Origin of the sequence: Parabacteroides sp. PF5-9, assembly GCF_029893105.1 — a bacterium.
Classification (GTDB): domain Bacteria; phylum Bacteroidota; class Bacteroidia; order Bacteroidales; family Tannerellaceae; genus JARXWG01.
The window spans coordinates 41,543-68,354 of record NZ_JARXWG010000008.1; the positions used below are offsets into that span (position 1 = coordinate 41,543).

Below are 26,812 nucleotides of genomic sequence, written 5' to 3' on the forward strand. Positions count from 1 at the left end.
ATTTCTAATTAAATGCTTGTAATTATGTAGTAAATACCCACTATTATAAAAACGGCAGCGACAATCCATTTAAACCATTTCTGGAAGACACTCATCTTATTGTAGAATTTGCCTACGTTGCTAACACTGTATGCCAACAGCCATGCAATGATAATTACAGGCAACCCGGTAGCTATGGCAAATACAGGGGGAAGTAATAACCCTGACGGGCTGGCAATAGTCATCGGGATTAATCCACCAAAGTACAATACACCGCTATAAGGGCAAAAAGCCAATGCAAACAGCAAACCGAGCAGGAAAGCGTCGAGGTAGGTTTTCTTTCCTTTCTTGTTTTCTATTTTTGAGGTTAGCTTATTCATTCCCGGAACCTTTATTTTAATAATGTCCAACATGAATATCCCGATAATGACTAATGCTATCCCAAGCCACATTCCCCCAACATTCTGCAAAAGTTTAGCTACCTGAAACTGACTTGCTCCAAAATAGAAAATCAAACCAAGTGCCGTATAGGTAAACATTCTGCCGAGTGTATAGAATACGCCATTAAACATTACTCTTCGCTTATCGCCTATATCTTTACTAAGATAAGCGGTAGCTGTAATGTTGGTTGCCAATGGGCAAGGACTGATTGCAGTCATTAAGCCCAAAAGAAACGCCGTTAGTAATGGAAAGTTAGAGCCATCCACAAGATTCTGTAAAAACTCCATCATAATCTTTTATTGACTTCGGTTTTGATCAGGTCAGTGAGGTTTTCGGGAGTATTCAAAGCGTTGGCAAATGCCTTGTCGGTAATATCTATGGAATTATCCCCTTTGGCAATAATAAGGGCATTCCATGTTACTTCATATTTTTCTACGAGTGAAGCATTTTGTTTTTCATCGGTTTTTACTTCAATGAATTTCACGTGTGGATTGTCTGCATAAAGTTCTTTTATTGTCTTCTCTGTTACATCGCCTACCGCAATACAGGTTTTACAGCGTTGTTTACCGTGGAAATAGTAAACGTTCACCACAGAAGCATCCGCTACTTGCTCTTTAGCTTGCGTTTCAGTGGCTTGTCCGTTGTTTTTTTGTGCATTACCACCACAGGCTACCAGCAATATGGCAAAAAGCCCGATTAAAATACTTTTTTTCATACAATGTGTTTTTATTAGTTTGTACTATGTTTATTTATAATATTTCTTCCGAAGCCAAAAAGCCAAGTTCACTAACAGGATTAATACCGGGACTTCGACCAATGGCCCGACTACTCCGGCAAAGGCTTGTCCGCTATGTAATCCGAATACGCCGATTGCCACTGCGATAGCCAGTTCAAAGTTGTTTCCGGTTGCAGTGAAAGCAATAGAAGCATTTTTATCATAAGAAGCCCCCATAAACTTACCTGCGAAGAAACTAAGCAGGAACATCACGACAAAGTAGATAAGCAACGGTATGGCTATCCGAACCACATCCATTGGTATTTGTACAATCAATTCACCTTTCAGGCTGAACATAAGAACGATTGTAAATAACAGTGCAATTAAGGTTATCGGGGATATTTTCGGGATAAACTTTTCCTTATACCATTGTTCTCCTTTCAATTTCACTAATATAAGTCGGCTCAATATTCCCATTAAGAAAGGAATACCTAAATATATAGCAACCGTTTCGGCAATCGTACCGATGGAAATATCAACGATAGCCCCTTCAAACCCGAAAAGGGGAGGAAGTTTCGTAATAAACAACCAAGCATAGAAACTGTAAAAGAATACCTGAAAGATACTGTTCAGGGCTACTAAACCTGCACCGTATTCCGTATTTCCTTCCGCAAGGTCATTCCACACAAGCACCATTGCTATACATCTCGCTAATCCGATAAGGATTACACCTACCATGTATTCAGGGTAATCGTGTAAGAAGATGATGGCAAGTACAAACATTAATATCGGCCCGATAATCCAATTCAGGATTAACGAAACTGATAATATTTTTACGTCCTTAAAAACCTTCGGTAATTGTTTATAATCGACTTTTGCCAATGGCGGATACATCATTAAGATTAAACCGATGGCTAAAGGGATGTTTGTAGTTCCACTGGATAATGAATCTATTGTAGTGCTGAAAGATGGGAAAAAGTAACCCAGCCCAACCCCGATAGCCATTGCCAGGAATATCCAAAGAGTGAGATTCTTATCTAAAAAACTCATTTTCTTCTTACTCATTGCCTTTTATTTTTTCTATGTATAATTTATAAAATGCTTCTTTTATTTCATCCCGTACCCGGATATATTCCGAATGGATAAATTCTGGTGACCCTTTTGCTTCTGACGGATCTTCAAATCCTATGTGCAAACGGTTTTTCACTTTACCGAAAAAAGTAGGACAGTTTTCATTTGCCCCACCACAAACCGTAATGACATAATCCCATTCTTCATTCAGATACTTATCTACACTATCGGAAGTATGGCTGGATATATCTACTCCGGCTTCTTTCATTACTTCTATGGCTTTGGGATTAACCTTTCCGCTTGCATTTGTCCCTGCAGAGAATACTTTTAATGCAGGGTCGAAAGATTGCAGGAAGCCATGTGCCATTTGGCTACGGCAACTATTGCCTGTACAAAGAATTAAAACTTTTTGTGCATTCATATCAAAACATTATTAACAGCATCCGGAACTACAATCGCAAGCACTTTCAGGTTTTACACCTGTTACTGTAATAGAGAATATCTTTGAATTATTCTCCTTGTATTCATGGAATGATTTTTCATCAAGATGCTCTTTTAGGATATCATCAGGGACAACGATAGGTTTTTCCCTTTGTATTTTCACCTGTAAAAAACCTGCACTGAAAATCTTAACCATATATTGTTCTTTAGGAATTGCTCCTGCAATGCATCCGGCGTATAATTCTGCTACTTGTTTGATGGATTCAGGTAATTCACCTTCTAAAACCACATCCGAGATGCAGAAATGCCCACCGGGTTTTAAAACCCTGAAAATTTCATGGAAGATTTTATCTTTGGTTGGTAATAGGTTTAATACGCAGTTACTTATTACAACGTCAACGGAATTACCACCAATAGGCATATCTTCTATTTCACCTTTGCGGAAAGTGACATTTGTAAAACCTCTCTTTTGTGCGTTATTTCTTGCCTTTTCTATCATAGCATCTGTAAAATCAATACCGATGATTTTCCCTGTTTCTCCGACTTCAGCGCGGGCTACAAAACAATCATTTCCTGCCCCGGAACCTAAATCCACAACAAAATCGCCTTTTTTTAATCCGGCAAAAGCTGTAGGAAGTCCACATCCCAGACCTAAATCAGCATCTGCTTCATAGCCGTCAAGCTGACTGTAATCCTCATTCATAATGTTATACACATTATCAGAGGAACAGCATCCAGAGCCACAACAAGACGACTGGTTATCATTTTGTAAAGCAAGTGCGCTGTATTTTTGCTTTACCATTTCTTTAATTTCTTTATTTTCCATATATAATAATAAGTTTATCAAAAATTCAATTCGCTTTAAAGCGAATTGTCTGTAGGTTCGCAAACATACGAACTTTAAAGATAAAAAATTATGTATTACAACAATTGTCTGATATTTCTACTTCAGTCAATAAAGCTTCAAATAATCTTTTCGCTAAAGACCAGTTTTTCTGATTAATGCAATACTTAACAGATGGCAATGTAATTTCACCTTGTATCAAACCGGCATCTTTTAATTCATTCAAATGTTGCGATAAAGTGCTTTTCGCTACTGGTAACACTTCAGACATATCTCCATGATAACAACATTCTTGACTTGCTAACAATTGCAGAATAGCAATCCGTACAGGATGCGAAAGGGCTTTGGCGAAACGTGCCATTTGCACCTGCTCAACCGTATATCTTTTCTTCACTTTTTCCATCTTCTTCATTTTATAGTTCGCAAATATACGAATAGTTTTTTAATTCGCAAATATACGAACAGTTTTTTCAGACAACAAACTGATTAGTATAATTTGAGTTGTATAGTTCATTATTCTTTATTACGGCAAACATGCGGGCTACGAGTTTGGCTCTGATAGCATTTAGTACTGACATTTTATTTTTGCCCTCAGCAACTTTTCTATCGTAATATACCCTTAATCCACTATTCTTATTTTGAATAGCAGATAAGGCTGCTAAATGGAGTAAAGATTTTATACTTTTATTTGCTCTATGGGAAACCCGATTTTTAGAATGCTGACTACTTCCTGATGAATAACTGAATGGAGCAACACCCGCATGGCAACAGAATTTACGACTATCTGTAAATCGTGTAAAGCCTTGTGTTTCCAGTATCATTTTTAAAGAAGTTTTTTTACCTATTCCTTCAATGCTCAATAATAATTTCATCTGATGAGATAATAAAGCATCCTTTGCTACAATATCCTCAATCTCCGCTTCAATATTAGCTATTGCTTTATCTAATTCTTTAATAAGCAGAGATAATCTCTTTGACTTCAATTTATAGACTCTATCAGGCATATATTCTTTTTGATCTGATAATTGAGCTTGGTATTTAGCTCTATCAACACATAGCATATTTAATTCTGTTGTTAATAGCTTTATTGATTCAACACTTATAGTTGGGTGGTTATATATTTTAAGTTTATCTATATAACGATAGGCATATAAAGCAATACGCTTTGCATCTACGGGATCATTTTTTCCTCGTTGCAACCCTGAACTGTATTTTATTTGAGTAGGATCTTCTAACCAAAGTTTATAGTTTCCGGCTTGACAAGAGATTGTTAAAGGATAAATATATAATCCTGTAAATTCAGCACATACTACTATTTGTTCTGCATCTATATTTTGTTCTGCACAAATTACAGATAAGTAGTCCTCGATACTCTTTTGATGATTTGAAATAACATCTTGTTTCACCACCACACCATTACTCAGGAGGCAACAATCCAAGTTCTTTTTACTCACATCAATTCCAATAAAATAATAGTTTCCCATAATAAAGTGATTTAATGATTTATAATTTGGAAAGGCATTTGAATATATCCTAAAAACCTTAAATATCTTTCAGATAAAATTCTTATATAGGTCTAATCCAAGACAAATAACAAGTTCGTTATAGTAACATAAGTTATTCCTATTTTCCATGCTGATTTACTTGTTATTTTCCTTTCTTCTTAATTCATAACGTAAATCATTAAATATTCTTGAAATTAAATGAATAAAATGAGTCCCAAATAGTAACATAGACTTTACATTTCTCTTTTTCCATACGGTTCACTCATTATAGTTTATAAAATAATTACAATGCAAACCTAAGGTTTTCCATGAGTAAAAGTAATCTAACGGAAGAAAAAGTAACAAAAAGCCTTTTAAACCTATTTGTTTTCATACATTTGAACAAATAGGTATTTTTGTCTTGAAATCTCAATAATATGCCTGTAAAAATAGAAAAATGGGTAGTTGCCCAAAAAAAACATAAATTGTCAGATAAGCACGTCCAGATGGCTCGTGAGTTGGGACTAAATCCCGATAAATTAGGTAAAATAGATAACCATAAACAGGAAACATGGAAAGTTCCGTTACCCCAGTTTATCGAAGATATATATATCAAACGGTTTAAACGGGAAGAACCTGTTACTGTTCGCTCTCTGAATGACATTATCGCAGATGACAAAGCAAAAAAAGAAAAGAAGAAAAAAGAGAAAGCTAAAAAGCGTGCTTTACGAGAACAAACCGATAGTAGCGAAAATAAATACATAGAATAATCTACAAATTCCACTATGGAAAGTAAATTGTAGATTAACAGATATTTAAAAAGTTAAATGAAATCATCTATGATATATATAAATTCTCTACTTTTGCATAAAAAGCGATAAGCATGAAGGTTGAACATATAACATATAAAGGCTCTACACTTGTTAGAGATACTGATGATATTACAGAGGAAACAATAAATTTACTCAAACCCTTTGAGGACATTAATAAGGAAAAGAGCAAATTGAAATTTCCTTTAACTAATTTGGAAGTCGTTACTACCATAGCCAGCAACGTTGCTATTTTTAACTTTGAAAAAAATAATATCCCTTTGTATATGAACTTTTGCTGTTTTGAAGCAAAAGACGCATCTATGGTATTGGAACTGGTTGATAATTTTATAGAGAAAAGAGGATTTGAGAAATTGACTACTACCCCCAAAGAAAGCTCTTTTATATATACAGTTCCTTGCTATCCTTCCGCTTCGCTTACAAGCGGAGAAGAAGAAATGATAATGGGCGAAGTGGAACTATACATATATTATTCCTTATATCTCAACGATTACCGAAAAAAAACAAATAACACACATTCTGCTGACACTACATCAAAAGAAAAAATAAAATACGAGGTGGGTAAGAGATTCCCTGATGAAAGATATTTGAATCAAATAGAAACAACTGCTGCTATTATTAATACAGCATTTTTTGATGTTTTTTGCAGTTTCCATGAACCAACGACAGAAGAAATAAGACTATTCCGAAAGGGGAAATTAGATGTTTACTTATATGAAAACTCTAACATTCCATTTCTGATTTTTGACATGGGTTTTTCTTTTGAAGTGAGTATTGATGTAACTAAAATTCCAGAGGAAAAACAAGACGATTGGTTAAATTCAGAAGCAAATATAATAACAATGTTTCTTGTGGATGCCGGAACCGGAATCATGCAGGGAATAAGAACAATAAGTATTCCCCCCAATTTTGCAGAAAAAATTAGGGATATATCGGAAAAGCAGTTACAGGAGGACATAAATGTAGAACAAGCAATAGATCAGATAACGGAACAACTTTCAACAGAGCAAATGATGAAGAAATCAACTCTAAAATATACCGTGAAATAAAAAACAAAAGAAGCATTAAAGTTAAATTTAATGCTTCTTTTGTTTTATCGAGGTCTGTCAAAATCATTTTCCATTTCCCACCTGATCCAATCCTCCAGAGAATCAAATTCGTGAGGCATCTTGTCCAATGAATGCCTGTCAATCTTCAGTTCCTTTTGTTTCTCTCTGTAATGTCTGTCTAATTCCTGCACCTTCCTTTGGTATTCCTTTTCCATTTGCCGACTATCAATTATCCACCAAGTTGTAAAGCCTACCACGAACAGGATAAATACAGAAACGAAAAGTATCTCCCCTTTTGAAATGTAGCCCATAGCCCGCAAATCCTCAAACACAAATTTCTTATACTCAATATAGTCTTTTACTTTAGTATAGATTGTCTTTATTTCCATAAACGGGGTTTATTATGGGTAACTGAAAACATATTAAAATAGGTTCTCTCCGGCTTTTCCTTAGATAACAAATGAACAAAGCCCGTGCGGGTTACAATCTCCACATAAACCTCTGTTTCGTCCAGATGTACTATGTCTTCAAATCGAATACAATCCCGTGTACTGACTAATTCTTTTTTCCCTTTCATTGCTTCATAGACATACTCATAGTCAGGAAAAATAAATAGTGATTCTTTAATCGAAATTCTGTGTAATACCAGTATAGGACGGATTTTATCACAAACAGTAAACTTATTTACAGGTGATTGCCTTTTAAGGTAAAGTTTAGAAATGGCTTTTTGTGCAAAATTCATGATCTCTCTGTAATATTATGTTAGTACCAAAAAACAGGCGCAAGAATTACTAAATATCGGCTTTGAGGTACCGCCAAGCACCCACTCACTCAATAGATAATAACCTCACGCCCTTGCCGGTATATGCGAGTAACATATATACAGACTGACGGAAGCTAACATCCATTACCATGTGAGTGAGTTCTAAAATATTTGGCGGTTTTCAAAACCTCACTATAATGCTGCTATTTCCTATGTAAGAACCATCCGATGACTGGCATCGTTATAAATGATCCTGTGTGCAAAAATACACAAAAACAATGGAATATTACTGATTTTGAAAACATAAATCAATAGCACGCCACTGTAAACTATCCTATTTGCTTGTTGATTTCTCGCTTGAATGTAAACGGACGAGCGATAAAAGGATAGCTACTGATAGCACCGCCAGTCGTTACTGTAATAGTTCCAAAATTAAATATACGTCCCAACACGTTCTGGCTTACATGCAATCCTTCGCATTTAGCCAGGACAAGTTCGACCGTTCTGCGGCTTATTACACCCGTTTTCAAAATTACTCGTTTATTAGTAACGGCATAAATCGAACCAACCTTTATCAAAACACGCTGTACAAGGGAAACCAACCCCAAGAACAGCAATGTTACACCTAAATAGCGTGTCATCCGGGCATCATCAAGATAACACATATAGCCAATACCCAACAATATAGCGGGTTGGAGAAAAAGAAATATATGTATTTTTGCCCTGTATTTTATTTCTTCTCCGGGCTGTAAATATGTAGATAAAAAGTTCATATTTTTGTTTTTTAGATTTTCCGCCCTTTCCCTTTTCGGTCTGGCTTTTTATTGATTTGGATAGAGTTTTTTTGTTTTTCTGCGGTAGTTTGTTCCACAGATTTGACATTTAGGTTTTTGCTCTTTGCATCATACCTTAATTCTCCAATTTTCACAAAACCATTAGATGTTTGTATATCCTTAACTCTAATAGATTCTCCATTATATAGCTGCTTATGCTGATCGTATGATAAGGGCTTATTTATTATATTTTCCACTCTTTTGTGGAATGTATAAATGTTATCGCCCTTGCTAATCTCTTCTGGAATATTGATGTTATATCCCTCAATAGCTTTTTTAGTAAATAAAATCATATCAGCAGTCCTCATATTAGAAGGAACCCAACCTAATGAACTGGGATCACTCTTAACGGCTGTTTCAGCAACTTCGGGTGTCCAAGCCTTTTGCGGTATAACGTGAAAACTTCTACCGCTCTTTTGTAAAGCATCTTTTGCTATTTCCGGTGTGATTAAATCATGACTAACAATATGTAACAACAAATCCACTTTTTCGGGATTAGTATGAGCTTTAAATACTTCCAGCAACATTTGAGATGATGTAACAGAATTAACAACAGAGAAATCGTTTTTATCTTTCCCGAAAGTATTGTCCAAAGCAATCCGACACAATTCATCGGTTCGGTCTTCATAAGGAATACCTATTAAGTTTTTCGGATTATCTTTTACCATTTTTCGATATTGTTCTTCCCCTTTCATTTCATCCAAAATATACGGAATGGCATAAGGACTGCTTTTTATAGCTAACTCACATAATTCTTTTGTTTTTTGGCTTTCTGGAATATGTGCCAAGTATGATCCGTCACGTTTTACAGCAGCTTCGCATAATTGTTTATCCTTAAATTGGATGGGGATATTGTAAAACAACTCTGGTTGTTTCTCAAAAATTTTATATGCCAAATCCTGTTTTATATAATCAGGCTTCATATTCTCCAAAAATTCTTTCGTAGTGGAGTAATCTTTGCATTGTTCATTGAAAACCTTTAGATGAATATCCTCAAACGGTATAAATGACAATATACGGGGATGACTGGCTGTATTTACCGCTTCCAGACAAACTTCATGTGTTAGTTTATCCGCAGGGAAATACTGTATTGCAAAAGCGTCTTTCTTTAAAGCCTGATTACATAGTTCCGTAGTTTTCATTTCATCGGGAACATATCTCAGGCTATGAAAGGTCGAATTAATTGCAGCCTCGCATAATTCCATCGTTTTATCTTTGTCAGGAATATTATATAGCCGCATACCATCACCTTTAACAGCCTCCATTCTTAACTCATAAGAATGAAGATGTTCCGGAATAAAGCCTAATACTCCCGGTTCATCCTTAACACCATACATGGCCATCTCCGCAGTCATAATTTGCGGATTGATGAAGCCGTATATATCCATCATATTAACCATAGAATTTTCATATAGCTTTATCCCATGCATACAAACGTCTGGATAAGGGATGAAAGCTAACACTTCGATACCCTCTCCCGTAATATCATAAGCGGAATGAAGGGCTCTTCGGCACATTTGTTCTGTTTTCATTTCTTCAGGAACAAACTGTAATGCCCAGCCGCTATTCTCCACAGCAACATTACATAGATCGGATGTTTTCATATTATCAGGTATGTACTCCAATGTTAAACCATCACCTTGAAGTGCCTTTTTCATAAGTTTTTCATTCAGAATATTTTCAGGCACATACCTTATATTATCGGGATCAACTTCAATGGCAGCCAGAGAAACACTTTCAGTTCGTCTATCTCCGGGTAGTGTCATAAATCTGTCTTTATCCTTACTGACAAATTCAGCATCTTGTTTTTCTTGTGGATTCATTTTTATTTATTTTTCGTTGTTATAATTTCAAAAAGGCAATAACACCATTTTTGGGGATTCAGATAGCGCTTACCTTTTCTTACTTCGTAATGCAGATGGCTACCTGTCGATACTCCTGTATTGCCTACACAGGCAATCTGTTGGGTTATACTTACCGAATCCCCTGCATTTACCATCGTCTTACTCAAATGGGCATAAAATGAATGGAAACCGCCTGCGTGTTCAATCTCAATGTAGTTCCCATATCCCGAACAAAAACCCTTGCGAACTACTATCCCGTTACCAGTGGCATAGACTGGGGTACCTTTGATTTTAGGAATATCAATCCCGGTATGAAATTTTTGTATTTTATAAACAGGATGATAACGCCTACCAAAGCCCGATGAAATATATAGCGGTTTTTTTATTGGAAAAATCACAGGATAGTCGGATAACTCATCAATAGACATTTGCAAAGAATCCGCTATCTGTTGGAACTCATTTATAGAATAGGCAGATTTCGTACAGTCTTCTATTTCCGATTTTCTGTTTAGAGAATCAAACGGCTGCCCCCATAAAGGCAAATGCAGCAAAACGGTGACGAATATTAGTAGGTATTTCATAATCAATCTGTAAAAACAGTAAGTACCCGAAATAATCCGGGTACTTTACTTATTCAACTTCCTCACCCCACAGATCTACGTCTGTCGGTGCATTATTCAACGAATGGGCTATCCATAGCCAGCAGAGGACGTTTAACACGATATAGCTGCATATAATCATGGACTGATACTTTTAGTAAATCATCATCTTCTTCATCATCCCCCTTGTCATTCTGCCAACTAAATGTTTTTTGCACGACCTGACCGAATGAATCTTCGATATATACGTCGATAACCTGCTGATCCGTACTGTGTGATGTATAATAGAGCCGGAATGTCGTTTTATTCAACGGATATAGGTCATTCGGTAGAAATACCGTTCCGTCATCCATCCGCAGTTCTCCTTTTCCATCACTTTGAAAATACCTGATAAAGAACCGGGCGTTATCATAGTCACCTTCCTTTACCAGTTGGCATCGAATCTCCGCACTCTCGCCCTGAACGATTTTTTTCTGGACGGGCATAGTAACAAGATCAAATGAATAAGCCTGCTGAATATCCAAATCGTCACTACAGGCACAGACTATTGCCGATAGCAATAGCGTGTATAAAAAATATGCTAAAAACTTTTTCATGTTTTTTTATTTTAAAATATTTATTGTTTTGTCATTTTATCAAAGACAGCATCAATACCTCTAACCTCTTCCTTGAAATCAGCAATAATATTATACTTGTCTATTTCCAGTTCTATTCTATCTTCTCCAATATTAAGGAGCATACGAGTTTTATCACTGTCATTAAAAACGTAGTTTACTTCCTTCGCTATTTTTTCAAAATCGTCTTTTGAAATAAACCATTTTAATGTGAAACCAACCCCCGCTGACAAAGCAGACATATTATACATATTCACAGGGACAGTATCATCCTGCGATAAATGTTCATTATTCCAGAATCTTAAAAATTCTAAGAGGTTATCTGATGTTGTTGCTATCATTTCTTCTCAAAGTTTAGTTTATTATAAATTTTAACCCTAATCCGTACTGGAAATGAAAATGCCCTGTTGATGTTCCCCACAATATCCGTTCACGGGCAGTCAGGAGCAATACAACACGGTCTGATAAATAGGTTTCCATTTCCAACGTAATAGCACCCCCATAAATGAACCGGTCTTTATTCCGGAGTGTGGAACCGTCAAAAAGTGTTTTTTCTCCCCAGTTGCTTGTTTCATATCCGGCAAGAGCAGATCCGCCCAAAGAAAAAAGGACTACTTTATTATGGTCGGAAAGAAATTTCAGGTAATAACCACCCTCTCCAGTGAACTGGCTGACAGGTATTCTGTCATCTTTATAAGGGTAATATTTATTCAGGAACTCGGCACCGAATACCCACTTATTTGCATGTTTGGTATAGGTGGCCATCGACAACCCGAAATAATAGCCCAGTTCATTCTTTTTGTCTGACAAATGGAATCCATCTACCATTCCACCAGTTACCTGTATGCCTTGCATACCGGGCAAACAACGCTGTGCGTGTGCTTGGTCTGCAAAGACCAGGCACAGCACAAACGTTAGTATAAGTAATAGCCGTTTCATGGTTATTTAACTTTCAATTCGTTGATAACTTTCGCCCTTATCAGGTCGGCATTTTCGACAACAAAACTTTGATGCCGTCCGCCCTCTTTTTCGTTCAGTTCGATGATAAGGTGCTTATCATCCGGTATCGTAAACTTCGGCAAAGTGAAAATCACACGTTCTGTCCGTTTTCCACCTATCAATGTCAGGTTATTATGCGCCCGGAGTGGTACAATTACCTGTTCCTGAATGGCTGTACGTTTCGCCAGTTTTTTATCTACAATCTTGAAAGTGATAAAATCTACATCAAACGGCACATTGGATGAGTTTTTGAGTTGCATGTGGAAATAAAGCAATCCGTTATGCGTGTAAATTCCTTTGAGTGTGTACTGAATACCGAAACGTTTGGAACCGATGTGCTTTATTTCCCTGTCATCATTTTTATAGATAGATTTCATTATCAGTTTAACCAGTAACGGCGATTCGCTACCCAATTCCCTCATGTAAATCTCCATAGCGTTATTTGGTCTGTTCACGGCTTCTCCATCATGGATAAAGTCGGTCATTTCGACACTCAATTTCACCGGTTCATCGGCATATTTAACATTAAAGGTATAGTATGCGCCATCGTCGGTAATGACCGCCAAATTGCTTTCACGAGAGAAGTCCCGGAGAGCAGCTTTTACACGCAATACGTTTTCCGCTCCAGCAGCTTTGGCTGCCAACAGGTCGGCAGAACCCAAATCGACATATCTTATAGCAGACGGGAAAATGATATGCACTGTCTTTGAGAATGTAACCTCCAGTGCGTACGGTGGTATCATCCGGTTAAAGGTTAGCGGTCTGGTCAGACCGTCAAAATAATCTCCGGTAGAGGGAGAAATATTTGCTGTTTGCTGTTTTTCTACGCTCTGTTTTTCAACATCCTGAGCGTTCGCTGTGAATACGCACCCGATAATAGCGAGTGCAAAAAGAATTTGTTTCATACGAAAAATTGTTTTAATTGTTAATTACTAAATACTATTGGATTTTTTTAGTGGTAGGCTTACGCCCTGTTTTATACCTTTGGAAGAAGTAATACCTGATGATTAGCTTTCAATGTTACTTCCACTTTACGCATTTTTTTACTGACGTATTGCGACAATCCCTGAATGGCGCTTCGCCCCAAATCGGCGGCAAGCTGTGAACCTGCGTCGTCTGTTATGGTAATGCTACTGCCCATCGACGTACCCATGTTGGCTGCAATTTCTTTAGCTGCGTTCATTTCATCCGAACCCGGAGCCGAAAATCCCCGCAATCCGTCTAAATCGTAAACATCCATTTCAACAGGTATCACATTATCTGCATACTGTATAGAAATGATTGTTACCTGAAGCCGCTCCCCGCTAATCTTCGCACTTCCTGTCAGAATAGTATTAGCAGGAATCAGAATATTTCCGGCTCTCATAGGCTCCAGTAAACGCAGTTGCATTTCTTTCCCATCGGAAAGTTTTATAGTCTGGCACACACAAGCCTTGATACCGTTTTTCTCCCTTACGCCTTCCTGTCCGGCAGCCGTGATAAATCCCATGTTACGGGGCTTGCTGTATTGCTCCAGAAACTCGTCATTATCCATTGGAGCTGCCAAAAGCGAAACAACACTGTGATGTACCTGTGACACAGGCTTCGGGGTTACTTTCTCACGCAGGTTGATTGTGTTATCCCCATTTTGTTGCTGCTGTCCGTCAGGCGTTACCTGTCCCTGTGCATTGGGCGTGTATTTGGCTGCAATCTGATAAGATTTTTCTATCAGTTCCAGTTGTTTATCCTCCGCACTTTTCGCAGCTTCGGCTTCTTCCAGTTTACGCTCCAATTCCTGCATACGCCGATCCAAAGCAAGCTGCTGTTCATCGGCTCCGCTTGCGGGTTGTTCATACCAACTGTTTAACTGGCGGTTTACATCCTGATAAGCATGGGCTGAAGATTGGATAGGAGAAGCCGCACTACGGGAGTTATCGGGAGAATCGGGAGTAACAGGAGCCGTGCGCACCTGTTTTTCGTAATCTTCCTGCGTTTTGCGGTCTTCATCTTCACCGAGCGAAAATGCAAAGTCTTGTAAACTACGCCTTTTATTTTCTTCTTTGTTACGCATGGCTTCCTGTTCGTAAGCTGTCCGCTTATCCCCTACAATACCTTCGTCTTTAGGGATGGGTAGTTCAGGGTTAAACCCGTCGGGTTGCTTTTCATCCTTTCCGCCGGAGGGCGCAAAGATGAGCCACATAGCCCCGATGAACAGCAAGACAAACAAGGGATAGACAAGCATCTTTTTCCGCTTCTGAATCTCCTGCGGCGTAAGCTCTTTTTTAGGCTTACTCTCTTTCTTTTTTTCAGTAACTTCCGGTTTCGGTTCGTTACCTTCGTTTTCCTTACTCATAATCAAATCTGTTTATTTGGTTGATACTATCTGCTTTCTGCTGATACTCCAGTTCCAGTTGCTTGATATGGTCTATCTGCATTTCCTGACCGCTTTTCTTTCCCATATTATATATGGAAGAAACCGTCATGTAGATGGAACCTGCGCCAAACACGAAAAGCATTACAAGGATTATAATAATCCGTCCGTCGGGCGTTATCTGCCCTAACAATGACCGCAGACCGTCTTCCATCCAGTCCCTTACGGCTGTAAGTTTTTTCTTTATCATGGCTTATCGGTCTATTGTTCTTAAATCCCTGTTTTCTATTATCTCAAAGCGTTCCATAGTGAACCCATGAGGATTATTGTCGCTTCTGACAGAGTTTATCAGGTCGCAGCGTGTAACAAGGCTTCGCTCCGTTACATTACTTGCCCTGATAATCATTTGCCGGGCGTAGGTCATTACCTTATAGGGATAAACATCGAGATTACATGCCACAGAATCAATCTGAATAATCTGATTGATATTACCCGACACAATGCGGTTGTAGTAACCTTTTTCCGACATATCCTGATAATAGCGGAAAGCACTTTTGTCCACCAGAAAGAGTGCCCTGTTGATGTTTGATTCAATGGCGCTTTTATCCGGTGATAAGGTAAAGAACAGTTCGTGAAATCGCTTGATATGCTCCCTTGCTTCAACAGGACGGTTTTGAGATAAGTCCTGTGAAAGAGCCAACATAAGCGATTTTCCTTCATCCAATACATAGATTTTCTGCCGTTGTGCTTCCGCAAAGCTGAATGAGTTCCAGACTGCATATCCGGTAATTCCTGCACACAGCACCACAAACACAATGGCGATAATCCTTATTTGCTTGAAACTTGTTTCAATATTTTTTAAACTTTTGAACTCCATGTTTTTAATTACATTTATTGGTTATTTACCAAGCAAACGACCGCCAACGTTTCCGGCTACTGATCCCGCAACGCCTCCGGCAATTCCACCTGCTTTACTTGCTGTTTTGTTTACTGCGCTTCCGTATGCACCCGCTCCACCTGATTGAATAATCCATCCGGCTACGGTCGGGATAGTGAAGTATCCGATAATTCCGATAATCAAGAATACGATATACACACCATTCGAGCCGTCGGGAATATAGTTCGGATCTTGCAACAAGGCTATATCCTGTTCAAGCATCAAAGTCTGTATGCGTGCCAGTACGGAAGAAAAAATGTCAGAAATAGGAAGCCACAGATATACGCTTATATAGCGTGTAAGCCACTGGGTGAGCGTTGCCTGAAACCCGTCATAAATGGAAAAGGCAAACGCAATAGGCCCCAGTATGGCTAACACGACAAGGAAAAATGTGCGTATCGTATCAATGACCAATGCGGAAGCATTGAACAGCAGTTCAAAGAAATCCCTGATTACCTGCCGGAACCATGCCTTGATATCATACCAAAGGCGTTCTCCCCACATACTGATAATTTCAGGCGTATCGGTAATACCGAGGTCTTTCATTTTTTGATCGTACACTTTATCATCGACAAGCCACGCTTTACCCTCACGGACACGGGCTTCGTACTCCAGATTATCTTTCTGTTGCTGATAGGCTTTCATATCCATTGTCTGCGATTCCAAAATGCTATGAGTACCTGTAACAATGGGACTCATAACCGCATTGATAGTTCCCAAAACCAGTGTAGGGAAAAACATTATACAAAGCCCTATCGCAAAAGGACGGAGAAGCGGAAACACATCAATAGGCTCCGCACGGCTTAACGCCTGCCATACCCTGTATGCTACATAAAAGAGTGCGCCCAATCCTGCCAACCCCTTTGCAACCCCAATCATGTTGCTGCAAAGAGGTATCATGTCTTGGTACAGATTCGCAAGAATCTGATGTAAGTTGTCAAAATTCATAACTGACTACATTTGTTTGATTACCAATATCTTTCGGCAGGACTACCGTAAAGAGATAATACCCTGTCCGTATCGCCTTTTTCTTTGGCACGGATATACGAAACCGATATACTCTTTTGGGTATAATACTTAGTCAGGTTACGATAGTCCAACATCTTAGTATAAATGTCATCTATCGCATCCATCCGTTCTTTATCGGACAGGGAAAGCCCGTTGCTTCCGGTAACTACGTTTTTCAAATCCGTTACCAACGCTCCCCCTTCCTCCAGTAGTTTGGCATAGCCTGTTGAGATTGCCGCCAGTTCATTCGGGGTAAAATTGGGATCACCCACCATTTTATTAAATCCGTTCACGTAGATGTCCGTAATTTCGCTGACCATTGAAATCGTCTTTTGTACCTTACGGGCATCTTTAATCAGATTGTGGACAGACTTCAAAGCGTCGTAGTATTCCTTTCCCTGATTGTAGATTTTGATACTTTCTTGCAGGTTTTTTATCATATTACCTGCCGTGGATGTACCTTGTATCGCACTTGTGATATTTTGCACAAGATTGGTCGGATCGGTTACAACCCACTGCGCTTTCGCCTGAAATGAGAACATAGAAAGTGCCACTATCAGGCACATAAATATTCGTTTCATACTTTTTATTTTTTAATGATTATTGATTTTGTGTACCTTAATCGTACACCCTTTTGTATTCGCCTTCGGTAGTAAGCAGAAGCATATCCCGCTCATCATCGTAGGCAATGCGAATCATACCGTAGAAATAGAAAAAGGTAATCCCCCAGCTCTGGCACAAAGGGACGGTAAACGCCGTGTTTTGTTTGTAAATAAACTTCAACCGGAACCGACTACCGTCATGGAATATTTTAAGTCCGGGGGAACCGCAAAGGCTTTCCCATGTCCCGCATATCTCTCTCATCGGGAAATGGGTATGAAGTTGCGGTGCCGCAAACGGCTTACTGTTTTTTCTTTTCATGGCATCTATCCTCCGTACTCCTGTCGCTTGCTTTCAGCAATCTGCTTAATCGCCAGTTCCATATTTCCATCCAGTTTTTCAGCCAGTTGCATCACTTCCATTTTCTCCGATTCTTCGGTTGTATAGGTGTAATATTCTTCCAGACTTACTTCTGTGGCATATACGGCACTTTGTACACCTCCTAACCCAAACCAGACTTCCTTGTATTTACGACTGGGTACATTGGACATATTGATAGAGAGTACCTGCGATTTTTCCTTTTCGGTCAATCCCAACAACGCCTGAATACTGTCAAATTTGTTCATGTATTTTCTTTGGTCGAGCAAAATTTTACAGTCGCTATTGTTGATAATACTCTCTTTCACAATAGGAGAAGCGATAATATCATCGACCTCCTGTGTAACGACAATCGCCTCTCCGAAGAATTTCCTCACAGTCTTAAAAAGATACTTAATGTACTCTGCCATACCCTCTTTAGCGATTGCCTTCCATGCTTCTTCAATCAATATCATCTTACGGATGCCCTGCAAACGGCGCATTTTGTTGATGAACACTTCCATGATTATGATCGTTACGACGGGAAATAGGATTTTATGGTCTTTTATCGCATCTATCTCAAAGACAATGAAGCGTTTAGATAATAAATCCAGTTGCTTATCCGAGTTCAACAGGAAGTCGTATTCACCCCCGCGATAGTACGGCTCCAGTACATTCAGGAAATTCGCTATATCGAAGTCCTTTTCACGTACTTTCTTTTCTTCCAGTACCTTTTTGTAGTCATCACGGACAAACTCATAGAATGTGTTGAAAGACGGTATCAGTTTTTTATCGGTTTTCAACTTTTCTATATACTGGCTGACTGCATTGGAGAGGGCAACTTCTTCCGCCCGTGAAGGCGGCTCATTATCCCTTTTCCACAGGGTAAGGATCAGCGTTTTTATACTCTCACGCTTTTCAATATCGAAAACATTATCATCCGTGTAAAAAGGATTGAAAGCAATCGGATTTTGTTCCGTGTAAGTAAAATATACTCCATCCTGACCACCTGTGCGCTTGTTGATTAGGTTGCATAATCCCTGATAAGAGTTTCCTGTGTCCACCAAAACGATATGCGTACCCTGTTCGTAGTATTGGCGCACCATGTGATTTGTAAAGAAAGATTTGCCACTTCCCGACGGCCCAAGAATGAATTTATTCCTATTTGTAATAATTCCTTTTTTCATGGGCAAGTCGGAAATATCCACATGGAGTGGCTTACCTGAAACCCTGTCCGCCATTTTGATACCGAACGGACTGGGTGAACTCCGGTAGTTTGTTTCTTCCGTGAAAAAGCACAAGGCAGGTTCGATAAATGTATAGAACGCTTCTTCCGCAGGAAAATCCCCACTATTACCCGGCATTCCTGCCCAGTACAAAGTAGCGGCATCCACAGTATTGTGTCTGGGCTTACATTCCATAAGAGCCAACTGGCTACCTACGTCATTGCGGATATGTTTTAGTTCTTCCACATCATCACTCCACGCTATCACGTTGAAATGCGCCCTGATGGAAGTCAGCCCGAAGCTATGCGCTTCGTTTAGATACTGGTCGATCCACTCCTTATTTATTTGATTTCCACGACTGTACTTTGAAAGCGACTGCATATTCCTTGCACTCTTTTCAAACTTCCGAAGATTCTCCGCACTATCCTCAATAAATAAATACTGGTTGTAGATATGGTCGCATGAGAGAAGTAATCCTACCGGAGAAGCGAACGACAAACGGCAATCACTTCTATCGGTCGATAGTTTTTCATACCGCATATCCGTTCCAATACGTCCGGGCAGATCTTCTGCATCCGAAAGCGTATGCAGGCAAATATGTTTACTACCTACCCGAAGTCCGTCGGCACCCAGTTCCATATCCTGCAAGCAGGTGGTATCATCGAGCGACAAGGCGAAATACTTTTCAATAAGCCCTGCCTTTTCATCCGTTCCTGTAATCTCATCCGAACTGATACGGGTAAGCGTAATAAATCCGCTATCATTCATTATCCGTTCAAATTGCCCGACAGCTTCCAGAAACTTCACACTCGTATCCTTATTGACTTCTTTAGGAATAATGTTCCCACGACAAAGCGATGAGAAGTTGCTTTGCATTCTCATTCGCTCTTTCGTTGTTTTAGTCAGGAACAGGAAACATGAGTGATTCAGGAAAGGACGTTCGTTGAAGTGCTTTTCAAAACTGCGGGATAAGAAACTCATATCATCCTTATCAGTCTGTGGTTTGTAGGTTTCACGCACAAACCAATCTTGTTTATGCACCACACTGTATTCAGGAAGGACTTTTACTGCTTTCGTCCAGGACGAGTGTATCGCTTCATATTCCGTATTGGTTACTGTAAACAATTCCGGCAGCTCCACATAATAAGCGACCGTAATATCCGCATCCTTTGAAATGATGCAGTCATGTTCGACAGCCAGTAACGGGAACTTGTTTTCAATGGTAGATGCCTTCATTATATTACGCATATCCTACCTCCTTTCTTTTCCGTTTGAACAGGCGGTGCGGAGTTTTCCTGTTTATCAAATAGCGGGGATGCTGTTTTACAGCCATGACTTTCATTAAGCCATGTTCCCCGTATTTTGTATTCAGGTTAAAGGTCATCCATACCAATACCGATGCAGCGATTACACCGAAGCCGATACACACCCACTGATCCACGCCTGCCATATACATAATGACAAAGACAATGAATACGGCAAGCAAGCCTGCGGCAAATATGAAAAGGTATTGTGATTTTAAACCTTTGAACTCCACGCTTTTGCCTATCCCTTTGTTAATATTAAACTCCATAACTCTTATCTGTATGAAGCTGATTAAAGGAAGAAGGAGCGCAGGATGGTAGCGGCAACTATAAGAAATATACAGGCACCGAACCACGACGCGGCCGTTTTCGATGTATCGGGATCGCCGGAACTGAATTTTCCGTACACCTTTACACCCCCAATCAAACCGACGACCGCACCTATGGCGTATATCAATTTTGTCCCCGGATCGAAATAGCTCGTTACCATGTTCGTGGCCTCGGTAATGCCGCCAATTCCGTTACCTTGTGCGAATGCACTTGAAACAGCAGCCAGAATAAAAGCTGCCGACATTAGAAATTTTTTCTTTGTCATAATGAGAAATTGTTTAAAAAATGGTATCGGGGTGGATAGTCCCGATACCGGGTTGATAAATCTTGTTACTATTGAATTTTTTAGTGGTTGATAGCGCGAAAGCTATCCGTAATCTCTTTCTTTCATCTTTCTTTGTTTTACATTATTATTAATACTTTTCGCACTATGCGAAATCTCTGATATTAAAATTGTCGGGAGCCTTTTTGCCGTTTCCGGCAGTTCCGGCTTCCTTGTCTTTCCGCTCATAAAAAGCCGAAAGGCTTTCAGCCATAAGGTCGGTAACGATTCGCTTTGCATCGGGCTTACCAGAAACCACCTGTTCAAACATATCAGTCTGCCGTATCTCCAGTAAAGTATCGCCCGCTTTTCGTTTTTGCTCCGGCGTTGCTTCATTCGTCCGGTTTACAGTGCGGACTGCATTACCCAGATCATCGAACTGAATACCTGAAGCGAGTACGGCTTGTGCCGTTCCTTCCACTTCTTCCGTTTCTTCTTCGTCTTCCGGCGCATCTTCGTTTTCGTCCGTCATTTCATATTCGAGCGGATAATCTATATCCATAGGCTCGTTTTCTTCATCCGGTGGAGTGTCGGAAAACGCTTCTTCCAATTCCTCCGGCGGCACTTCCGCTGATGGCTTTACCTCGTTAGGCGAAGCAAATATATCGGGATTTTCAGCCTGATTTTCAGATTTTAGCGAGGTGGCAGTGAGTGGCTCCGATTTGGCAGCGAGTGGCGTCGATGCGCTTAAATCAAATGTGCTTTTCCCGACAATATTTTCCTTCAAACGACCTGCTTCATGAATGGAGCTACCCTGACCGATAATGTTCTTTTTTCGTCTTTTTCCTGCTCTTGCCCACAAGAAATAAATTCCGACAAAAAGGGCATACAGGATAACTACGGTTATAAATATCTTTTCCATCCTTACTTTTTAGGGTTTAGGTAATCATCATTGTTATTCTTCTTATACTGTTCTGAAATCTCATCCTGAAAGGTTTCAAAATGATGCTTCAGGACATTGTCTATGTAACTGAATATGGTTACTTCATTTTTTCCTATAACCCCTACAATCTTTGAAATCCGGTTATGGTATTCCTTACGGATACTTACTAATTTTCCGTTTCTTGTCGGGATACCTGCATTGACAAGAAACTGTTTCTTATAGCCGGAAGATTCGGGTTTCGTTTTATCACCCGGAACGACTATCATTTCTATTTCAGGAGCCGTTTTTTCTTCGTATTCTTTCCGCATACGTTTCTTATAGCGAATAGCTTTCGGCAGAATAATTGCCGCCAGTATCACCAATCCCCAGAGGACAATTCCTATTATTGCCTTATCTCCGCTATCTATTAAAAATGGACTGACTATCATAATTTGATTGTTTTATTGTTAGAAAATTCCTTCGTTGTTTTTATTGTACAATTCCGTTATCTCATCCTGATAAGCAGCAAAATGTTGGGACAGTACATTATCTATATAGCTGAATAAAGACACCTGATTTTTACCGATGACCTGAACGATCTTCATAATCTTTTCATGGTGGTCTTTGCGTATGTAAACAGATTTTCCGGTACGTGCCGTAATGCCGACTTCCTGAATAAACAGGCTTTCGTAATCAGGAGATTTACTGCGTTTCCGTTTGGTTTCCTCACGGGGGGATTCTTCCTGAATAACTTCCGTTTTTTCAGGTTCCACGCTTTCCGCTTCCTGTTCCTGTTTCTTTTCGTGTTCAGGAACTAATGCTCTGGGTATGGAACTCGGATTATTCCGGCGTTCCTTATTCTTGAATGAGGATATGACAAAACTGGCATCAATCTCATTCAGGTTTACTTCTTCTTTCTTTTTCGCCATAATCGGTTATTTTAAAGTTTCCAACATTTCATCTATCAGGGCATCGAGGTTACTGCCTCTTACCAATGCTTTGTCCGCAGGGAACAGTGTAGAGCGGAACAGGGCTTTGTGGTTTACCGACTGCTCCCGGCGGAACCGCTTACTGTCGGGCAGGAATGTTTTGAAAAGCGGGAAACCCAGTTTATCAATCACATCTTCATACACTTCGTAGAGTTCGGTTTTCTCCCGACCATCAACGAGATTCCAAAGCAGGTACAGCCCTTTGATTTTTGCTTTGCCGGGCGTAATCAGGGCATCATTGACCGTAATCACATATTGCAGGGTGCTTTCCAGTACCAACCTGTCAGCACTGATCGGAGCAATAATGTAATCCATGAGTGAAAGCGTGTGTACAACTGCCGGATTGTTGATTGTTCCGGGCAGGTCGAAAAATACGAAGTCAGGCTGCAATACTTCAATAACTTCCTGTGCATCTTCCATAGCATTTTCTGGGCTGCTTTCGATAACTTCATAAGCCTTTTTACCCAATGCAGAAAACTGTTCGTAAGCCATGAGCTTGTAATGGTCATCATCCATCGACATTTTTATATCACGCTCACGCATTTCCGCAATCGAGTGTTGTGGAAAGTCGCAATCAATCACGGCTACGTTATAGCCTTTCACATAGTGCAAGTAAGAAGCAACCAACACCGTAAGAGTTGTTTTTCCGGCTCCCCCCTTTTGGGTACTGAAAGCCACGTTCAAAGTTTTCTTTTCCATTGTCTGAAATTTTTAATTATTATACATCGTTTGTATCTCTGTCCGGTTGAACAACCGTCTGTCTGTTCAGCCATACGTTTGATTAGTTATCCGTTCATCTGTCCGTCCGTTTGACCGTTTAGCCATTTGGCTGTTTGTCTGTCCGTCTGTTTAGCCGTTGGAACGTTTAGCCGTTTAGCCAGTCATTTGTTTGTTCAGCCATTTGTTTAGCTATTAATCCGGCTGTATCTCCATATAGCCGACTGTATGTTTTTATATCCGTACAGCTATTCATTTAGCTATCCGGCTGTCTGTTCATACAGTCATTTTCTCTGCAAATAAAAACCTATTTATTAGCAGAATCATCACTTTTTCACGAGGTGGCAGTGAGTGGCGTCGATTTGGCAGCGAGTGGCTTCGCTGCTTGGAATACAGCACGTTACTTTAGCCTATAACTTTGCTGCATGAAATGTCGGGAGATATCCGACCGCCATTTTCGCTCGTTTACTCGCATTCATATCTGTCCCTGTTCAGGACAGATTTTATTTGCGTCATGGCAAATAGCAAGCTGTGTTTTTTGCTGCACGAAACAAGTTCTGCTGCAAAAAACGCTTGCCCCTCCGGGGGGGCGCAACCTCCGAAGTCGGTTGCTTATAATGAATCATTCGGGCGATGATTGTTAAGGCGGCAAGGGTGCCTAACGACGGATTATACCACTAAAAAATCCGACGTATGAATGAAAAAGCAAAGAATCTCCCCAAAAGGGGAAAAGGGGGTAGAAACCCCAAGAATGATCCGGCGAATTACCGTTATTCGGTAAACTTCACCGCAGTAGAACATGCCCGGTTCCTCACCATGTTTGAGCAATCAGGGCTACAATCGAAGGCTCGTTTTATCGCTGCCCGTGTTTTCGGGGACGAGTTTCGAGTGGTAAAAATCGACCGTTCCGCTATGGAATACGTTACTAAACTCACATCTTTTTACGCACAATTCCGTTCCGTTGGGACGAATTACAATCAGGTTGTAAAGGAATTGCATACCAATTTTTCAGAAAAGAAAGCACTTGCTTTGCTCTATAAATTGGAAAAGGCAACGGTAGAACTGGCAGAAACGGGGAAAAAAATTCTGGAATTATCGGAAGAATTTAAGGAACAATGGTTGCAAAAATAAACATCGGTAGTAACCTGTACGGTGCATTGACGTACAATCAGGAAAAGGTTGATAAAGGTCTGGGAAAGATATTAGGTGCGAATCTTGTGTTTGAACCTGCCGATGGACACTTCAACGTTATTGATTGTATTGAGGACTTCATGCAGTTTATCCCGTCGCACTTCCGTACCGAACAACACGTTTTCCATGTATCCCTGAATCCACATGAGGATGATGTTTTGACAGATGACCAACTGGTAGATATCGGAAGGGAATACATGAAACGATTGGGGTATGGCGATCAACCTTATCTGATATTCAAGCATGAGGACATTGAGCGGGAGCATATGCACATTGTATCGCTTCGGGTAAAAAGCGACGGAAAAAAGGTTTATGATGGAAAAGAACATGAACGAAGTAAGGCTATAACAGAAGATTTGGAACGGGAATATAACTTGCATCCGGCAGAAGGACAAAAGCAGGGTGAACAATGGGAACTAACCCCTGTCGATTTTTCAAAGGGAAACCTTAAAAAGCAGATTGCATCCGTTATCAAACCGCTGGCTTCTATGTATCACTTTCAAAGCATGGGAGAATATAAAGCCGTCCTTTCCTTATATAATATAAATGTTGAGGAACTGAAAGGCGAGGCAAAAGGAAAGCCTTATCGGGGATTGCTTTATTCCGCTTTGGATAGTGAGGGCAACAAGGTCGGCAATCCGCTAAAGTCTTCCATATTCGGGAAGTCAGTCGGTTACGATGGACTGGAAAAGCGTATGGAGAAATCTGCCGAACGCATCAAAACTAAAAACCTGAAGACACATACATTAAAAGCGGTATCGGAAGCCAAGCAGGGCAGCCAAAGTGAGAGCGAGTTCCGAGCGAAGCTAAGGCAGCAGGGTATTGATGTTCTGTTTAGGCGGAATGATGAAGGACGGATATATGGCGCTACATTCATAGACCATACTACCCGCACCATACTGAACGGTTCCCGATTGGGTAAAGAGTATTCCGCTAATGTTTTCAATGACCTGTACGGTGGAAAACAGGAACAAGCACAAGAGCCAGTCAAAGACACACGCCTTTCTGATGTTTACAATAATATTCAGCCAGGCACGCACCATGATAACAGTTACACTTCGGATAGTGTAACCGGTGGGCTTTTCTCAATTCTTAATCCGGAGCCGGAGAACCATCCTAAAGAAGAAATGCCATTACCACGTCGTAAGAAAAAAAAGAAGCGCAGGTATGGCAGGCAGATGTAATAAAATATAGGTTTTGTTTGTCATTTCACCTATACGATAAAAGACGGAATCAGGTTATTGATTTCGTCTTTTATAATTAATAACTTGCCCATTAGGATGTTGAATCAACAAAGTTATTGTCTGTAATTAACTATATTTATTCTGGATCTGCCGTGTGTTGCTTTTTTTTATAGTCAATTAAATCTTTACCCGAACCTTTCATCAGATCAATAGCCCATTTTGTTATTACTACCGAGCTTATTATACCACTCAAACAATCTAACCAATATATCTGCCAAAACATTCCGATAGTTAGGGCAATAATAGCGGTTATACTTGTTAATCCGTCAGCCAATACATGTAGGTATGCCGAGTGGATATTATGGTCACGATGCTCATGATCGTGATGCAGGAATACTGCACTTAGAGCATTTACAATCAATCCAACAATGGCAACGATAATAGCTTCCTTGAAAAATATATCTACTGGATTCATTAACCTTTGTACGGATTCAACTGCCATCAATACAGCTACAATCAGCAATGCTACGGCACTCGTATAGCCGGATAAAGCCAATAGTTTCCCTTTATTGAATGAGTGATTTTCTGTTTGTGAATACTTACGGGCTGCATAGTAAGCAACCCATGTCAGACCTAAAGCAAGTACATGGGAAGCCATGTGCCAGCCGTCAGCTAATAATGCCATTGAGTTAGTCCAGTACCCGAAGCTAATTTCTACTACCATTGTTGCGGCTGTCAGCAAAACAACCCATTTGGTTTTCTGTTCGTTGGTATGTGTATGATTTTTAGTATGCGGATGATTATTCTCCGCATGATTATGTTTATCTCCCATGATGATTAATATTTTATTTGGATAATCGTCTTATTATTTAGCTAAGAAGTTATTTATAAAATATTATTCTTGGGTGGATGCCAGATTGAGTTAATAA

The 26,812-nt window shown here is 39.7% G+C and carries 33 protein-coding genes and 1 pseudogene; 4 read left to right on the forward strand and 30 right to left on the reverse strand.

The window, feature by feature from the left end; genetic code table 11:
- Window positions 1-8: 8 nt before the first annotated feature.
- The 7 genes from M2135_RS06345 to M2135_RS06375 all read right to left on the reverse strand — a co-directional run bounded on the left by M2135_RS06345 (window position 9) and on the right by M2135_RS06375 (window position 4,975).
- On the reverse strand, window positions 9-707 hold the full coding sequence (locus tag M2135_RS06345; RefSeq protein ID WP_129733956.1) for an aromatic aminobenezylarsenical efflux permease ArsG family transporter: 699 nt from the start codon (window positions 705-707) through the stop codon (window positions 9-11).
- On the reverse strand, window positions 707-1,135 hold the full coding sequence (locus M2135_RS06350) for a nitrophenyl compound nitroreductase subunit ArsF family protein (protein ID WP_129733301.1): 429 nt from the start codon (window positions 1,133-1,135) through the stop codon (window positions 707-709). Before M2135_RS06350 ends, M2135_RS06345 begins: the two co-directional genes overlap by 1 nt.
- A gap of 30 nt (window positions 1,136-1,165) precedes the next feature.
- Complete coding sequence (arsB, locus tag M2135_RS06355; protein ID WP_129733302.1) at window positions 1,166-2,200, reverse strand: ACR3 family arsenite efflux transporter; 1,035 nt, start codon at window positions 2,198-2,200, stop codon at window positions 1,166-1,168.
- Window positions 2,193-2,627, reverse strand: coding sequence for an arsenate reductase ArsC (locus M2135_RS06360; RefSeq protein WP_129733303.1), 435 nt, complete (start codon window positions 2,625-2,627; stop codon window positions 2,193-2,195). Before M2135_RS06360 ends, arsB begins: the two co-directional genes overlap by 8 nt.
- Before the next feature lie 12 nt (window positions 2,628-2,639).
- Complete coding sequence (gene arsM / locus M2135_RS06365) at window positions 2,640-3,473, reverse strand: arsenite methyltransferase (protein WP_129733304.1); 834 nt, start codon at window positions 3,471-3,473, stop codon at window positions 2,640-2,642.
- Window positions 3,474-3,561: 88 nt separating this feature from the next.
- Window positions 3,562-3,894 carry a metalloregulator ArsR/SmtB family transcription factor gene (locus M2135_RS06370; RefSeq protein WP_129733305.1) on the reverse strand — a complete coding sequence of 111 codons (333 nt, stop codon included), beginning with the start codon at window positions 3,892-3,894 and terminating at the stop codon, window positions 3,562-3,564.
- Between the two features lie 67 nt (window positions 3,895-3,961).
- Entirely contained in the window at window positions 3,962-4,975 is a 1,014-nt protein-coding gene (locus M2135_RS06375) for an IS110 family transposase (RefSeq protein ID WP_129733306.1), read from the reverse strand.
- Between the two features lie 437 nt (window positions 4,976-5,412).
- Here M2135_RS06375 and M2135_RS06380 point away from each other — a divergent pair, with 437 nt between their 5' ends.
- Both M2135_RS06380 and M2135_RS06385 read left to right on the forward strand, forming a co-directional pair.
- Complete coding sequence (locus tag M2135_RS06380) at window positions 5,413-5,745, forward strand: hypothetical protein (RefSeq protein ID WP_129733307.1); 333 nt, start codon at window positions 5,413-5,415, stop codon at window positions 5,743-5,745.
- 113 nt (window positions 5,746-5,858) lie between these two features.
- A complete protein-coding gene (locus tag M2135_RS06385) occupies window positions 5,859-6,854 on the forward strand; it encodes a hypothetical protein (RefSeq protein ID WP_129733308.1) in 996 nt (331 codons plus the stop codon).
- Between the two features lie 44 nt (window positions 6,855-6,898).
- Here the strand turns inward: M2135_RS06385 and M2135_RS06390 are convergent, their stop codons facing one another.
- The 22 genes and pseudogenes from M2135_RS06390 to M2135_RS06495 all read right to left on the reverse strand — a co-directional run bounded on the left by M2135_RS06390 (window position 6,899) and on the right by M2135_RS06495 (window position 23,490).
- On the reverse strand, window positions 6,899-7,243 hold the full coding sequence (locus tag M2135_RS06390) for a hypothetical protein (RefSeq protein ID WP_129733309.1): 345 nt from the start codon (window positions 7,241-7,243) through the stop codon (window positions 6,899-6,901).
- Window positions 7,234-7,596: a hypothetical protein gene (locus tag M2135_RS06395; protein ID WP_129733310.1), complete on the reverse strand. Its 363-nt coding sequence runs from the start codon at window positions 7,594-7,596 to the stop codon at window positions 7,234-7,236. The genes M2135_RS06390 and M2135_RS06395 overlap by 10 nt, the downstream gene beginning before the upstream one ends.
- Window positions 7,597-7,946: 350 nt before the next feature.
- Window positions 7,947-8,390 carry a PH domain-containing protein gene (locus M2135_RS06400; RefSeq protein WP_129733311.1) on the reverse strand — a complete coding sequence of 148 codons (444 nt, stop codon included), beginning with the start codon at window positions 8,388-8,390 and terminating at the stop codon, window positions 7,947-7,949.
- Between the two features lie 11 nt (window positions 8,391-8,401).
- On the reverse strand, window positions 8,402-10,273 hold the full coding sequence (locus tag M2135_RS06405) for a DUF4116 domain-containing protein (protein ID WP_129733312.1): 1,872 nt from the start codon (window positions 10,271-10,273) through the stop codon (window positions 8,402-8,404).
- A 2-nt stretch (window positions 10,274-10,275) separates the two neighbouring features.
- Window positions 10,276-10,875, reverse strand: a complete 600-nt coding sequence (locus tag M2135_RS06410) for a M23 family metallopeptidase (protein WP_165359883.1) — start codon at window positions 10,873-10,875, stop codon at window positions 10,276-10,278.
- A gap of 185 nt (window positions 10,876-11,060) precedes the next feature.
- A pseudogene (locus M2135_RS06415) lies at window positions 11,061-11,489 on the reverse strand (DUF3872 domain-containing protein); the annotation flags it as partial.
- A gap of 20 nt (window positions 11,490-11,509) precedes the next feature.
- Window positions 11,510-11,848: a hypothetical protein gene (locus M2135_RS06420; RefSeq protein WP_129733314.1), complete on the reverse strand. Its 339-nt coding sequence runs from the start codon at window positions 11,846-11,848 to the stop codon at window positions 11,510-11,512.
- Window positions 11,849-11,861: 13 nt separating this feature from the next.
- The gene (locus M2135_RS06425) at window positions 11,862-12,446 is read right to left on the reverse strand and encodes a conjugal transfer protein TraO (protein ID WP_129733315.1); all 585 of its coding nucleotides are present in this window, start codon (window positions 12,444-12,446) and stop codon (window positions 11,862-11,864) included.
- Window positions 12,447-12,448: 2 nt separating this feature from the next.
- Window positions 12,449-13,411 carry a conjugative transposon protein TraN gene (gene traN, locus M2135_RS06430; RefSeq protein WP_129733316.1) on the reverse strand — a complete coding sequence of 321 codons (963 nt, stop codon included), beginning with the start codon at window positions 13,409-13,411 and terminating at the stop codon, window positions 12,449-12,451.
- Window positions 13,412-13,482: 71 nt separating this feature from the next.
- On the reverse strand, window positions 13,483-14,838 hold the full coding sequence (traM, locus tag M2135_RS06435; protein WP_129733317.1) for a conjugative transposon protein TraM: 1,356 nt from the start codon (window positions 14,836-14,838) through the stop codon (window positions 13,483-13,485).
- Entirely contained in the window at window positions 14,831-15,106 is a 276-nt protein-coding gene (locus M2135_RS06440; protein ID WP_129733318.1) for a TraL conjugative transposon family protein, read from the reverse strand. The genes traM and M2135_RS06440 overlap by 8 nt, the downstream gene beginning before the upstream one ends.
- A 3-nt stretch (window positions 15,107-15,109) precedes the next feature.
- Window positions 15,110-15,733, reverse strand: a complete 624-nt coding sequence (gene traK, locus M2135_RS06445; RefSeq protein ID WP_129733319.1) for a conjugative transposon protein TraK — start codon at window positions 15,731-15,733, stop codon at window positions 15,110-15,112.
- Between the two features lie 21 nt (window positions 15,734-15,754).
- On the reverse strand, window positions 15,755-16,741 hold the full coding sequence (traJ, locus tag M2135_RS06450) for a conjugative transposon protein TraJ (RefSeq protein WP_129733320.1): 987 nt from the start codon (window positions 16,739-16,741) through the stop codon (window positions 15,755-15,757).
- A 20-nt stretch (window positions 16,742-16,761) separates the two neighbouring features.
- A complete protein-coding gene (locus M2135_RS06455; protein WP_129733321.1) occupies window positions 16,762-17,382 on the reverse strand; it encodes a DUF4141 domain-containing protein in 621 nt (206 codons plus the stop codon).
- Window positions 17,383-17,419: 37 nt separating this feature from the next.
- Complete coding sequence (locus tag M2135_RS06460; protein WP_129733322.1) at window positions 17,420-17,722, reverse strand: DUF3876 domain-containing protein; 303 nt, start codon at window positions 17,720-17,722, stop codon at window positions 17,420-17,422.
- A gap of 5 nt (window positions 17,723-17,727) precedes the next feature.
- Window positions 17,728-20,232 (reverse strand): TraG family conjugative transposon ATPase, encoded by a 2,505-nt coding sequence (locus M2135_RS06465; protein WP_163218418.1) that lies wholly within the window; start codon window positions 20,230-20,232, stop codon window positions 17,728-17,730.
- Window positions 20,225-20,557 (reverse strand): DUF4133 domain-containing protein, encoded by a 333-nt coding sequence (locus M2135_RS06470; RefSeq protein ID WP_129733324.1) that lies wholly within the window; start codon window positions 20,555-20,557, stop codon window positions 20,225-20,227. Before M2135_RS06470 ends, M2135_RS06465 begins: the two co-directional genes overlap by 8 nt.
- A 23-nt stretch (window positions 20,558-20,580) precedes the next feature.
- A complete protein-coding gene (locus M2135_RS06475) occupies window positions 20,581-20,883 on the reverse strand; it encodes a DUF4134 domain-containing protein (RefSeq protein ID WP_018075063.1) in 303 nt (100 codons plus the stop codon).
- Window positions 20,884-21,046: 163 nt separating this feature from the next.
- Window positions 21,047-21,802, reverse strand: a complete 756-nt coding sequence (locus tag M2135_RS06480; RefSeq protein WP_129733325.1) for a hypothetical protein — start codon at window positions 21,800-21,802, stop codon at window positions 21,047-21,049.
- Window positions 21,803-21,804: 2 nt separating this feature from the next.
- On the reverse strand, window positions 21,805-22,251 hold the full coding sequence (locus M2135_RS06485; RefSeq protein WP_129733326.1) for a DUF3408 domain-containing protein: 447 nt from the start codon (window positions 22,249-22,251) through the stop codon (window positions 21,805-21,807).
- Between the two features lie 18 nt (window positions 22,252-22,269).
- The gene (locus tag M2135_RS06490; protein ID WP_129733327.1) at window positions 22,270-22,731 is read right to left on the reverse strand and encodes a DUF3408 domain-containing protein; all 462 of its coding nucleotides are present in this window, start codon (window positions 22,729-22,731) and stop codon (window positions 22,270-22,272) included.
- A 6-nt stretch (window positions 22,732-22,737) separates the two neighbouring features.
- Window positions 22,738-23,490: a ParA family protein gene (locus tag M2135_RS06495; protein WP_129733328.1), complete on the reverse strand. Its 753-nt coding sequence runs from the start codon at window positions 23,488-23,490 to the stop codon at window positions 22,738-22,740.
- A gap of 711 nt (window positions 23,491-24,201) precedes the next feature.
- Here M2135_RS06495 and mobA point away from each other — a divergent pair.
- Window positions 24,202-24,639, forward strand: a complete 438-nt coding sequence (gene mobA, locus M2135_RS06500) for a conjugal transfer protein MobA (RefSeq protein WP_129733329.1) — start codon at window positions 24,202-24,204, stop codon at window positions 24,637-24,639.
- On the forward strand, window positions 24,624-25,883 hold the full coding sequence (mobB, locus tag M2135_RS06505; RefSeq protein ID WP_129733330.1) for a conjugal transfer protein MobB: 1,260 nt from the start codon (window positions 24,624-24,626) through the stop codon (window positions 25,881-25,883). The genes mobA and mobB overlap by 16 nt, the downstream gene beginning before the upstream one ends.
- Before the next feature lie 136 nt (window positions 25,884-26,019).
- On the opposite strand, the gene M2135_RS06510 is transcribed toward mobB, so the two are convergent.
- Window positions 26,020-26,715: a cation diffusion facilitator family transporter gene (locus tag M2135_RS06510; RefSeq protein ID WP_129733331.1), complete on the reverse strand. Its 696-nt coding sequence runs from the start codon at window positions 26,713-26,715 to the stop codon at window positions 26,020-26,022.
- Between the last annotated feature and the right edge of the window lie 97 nt (window positions 26,716-26,812).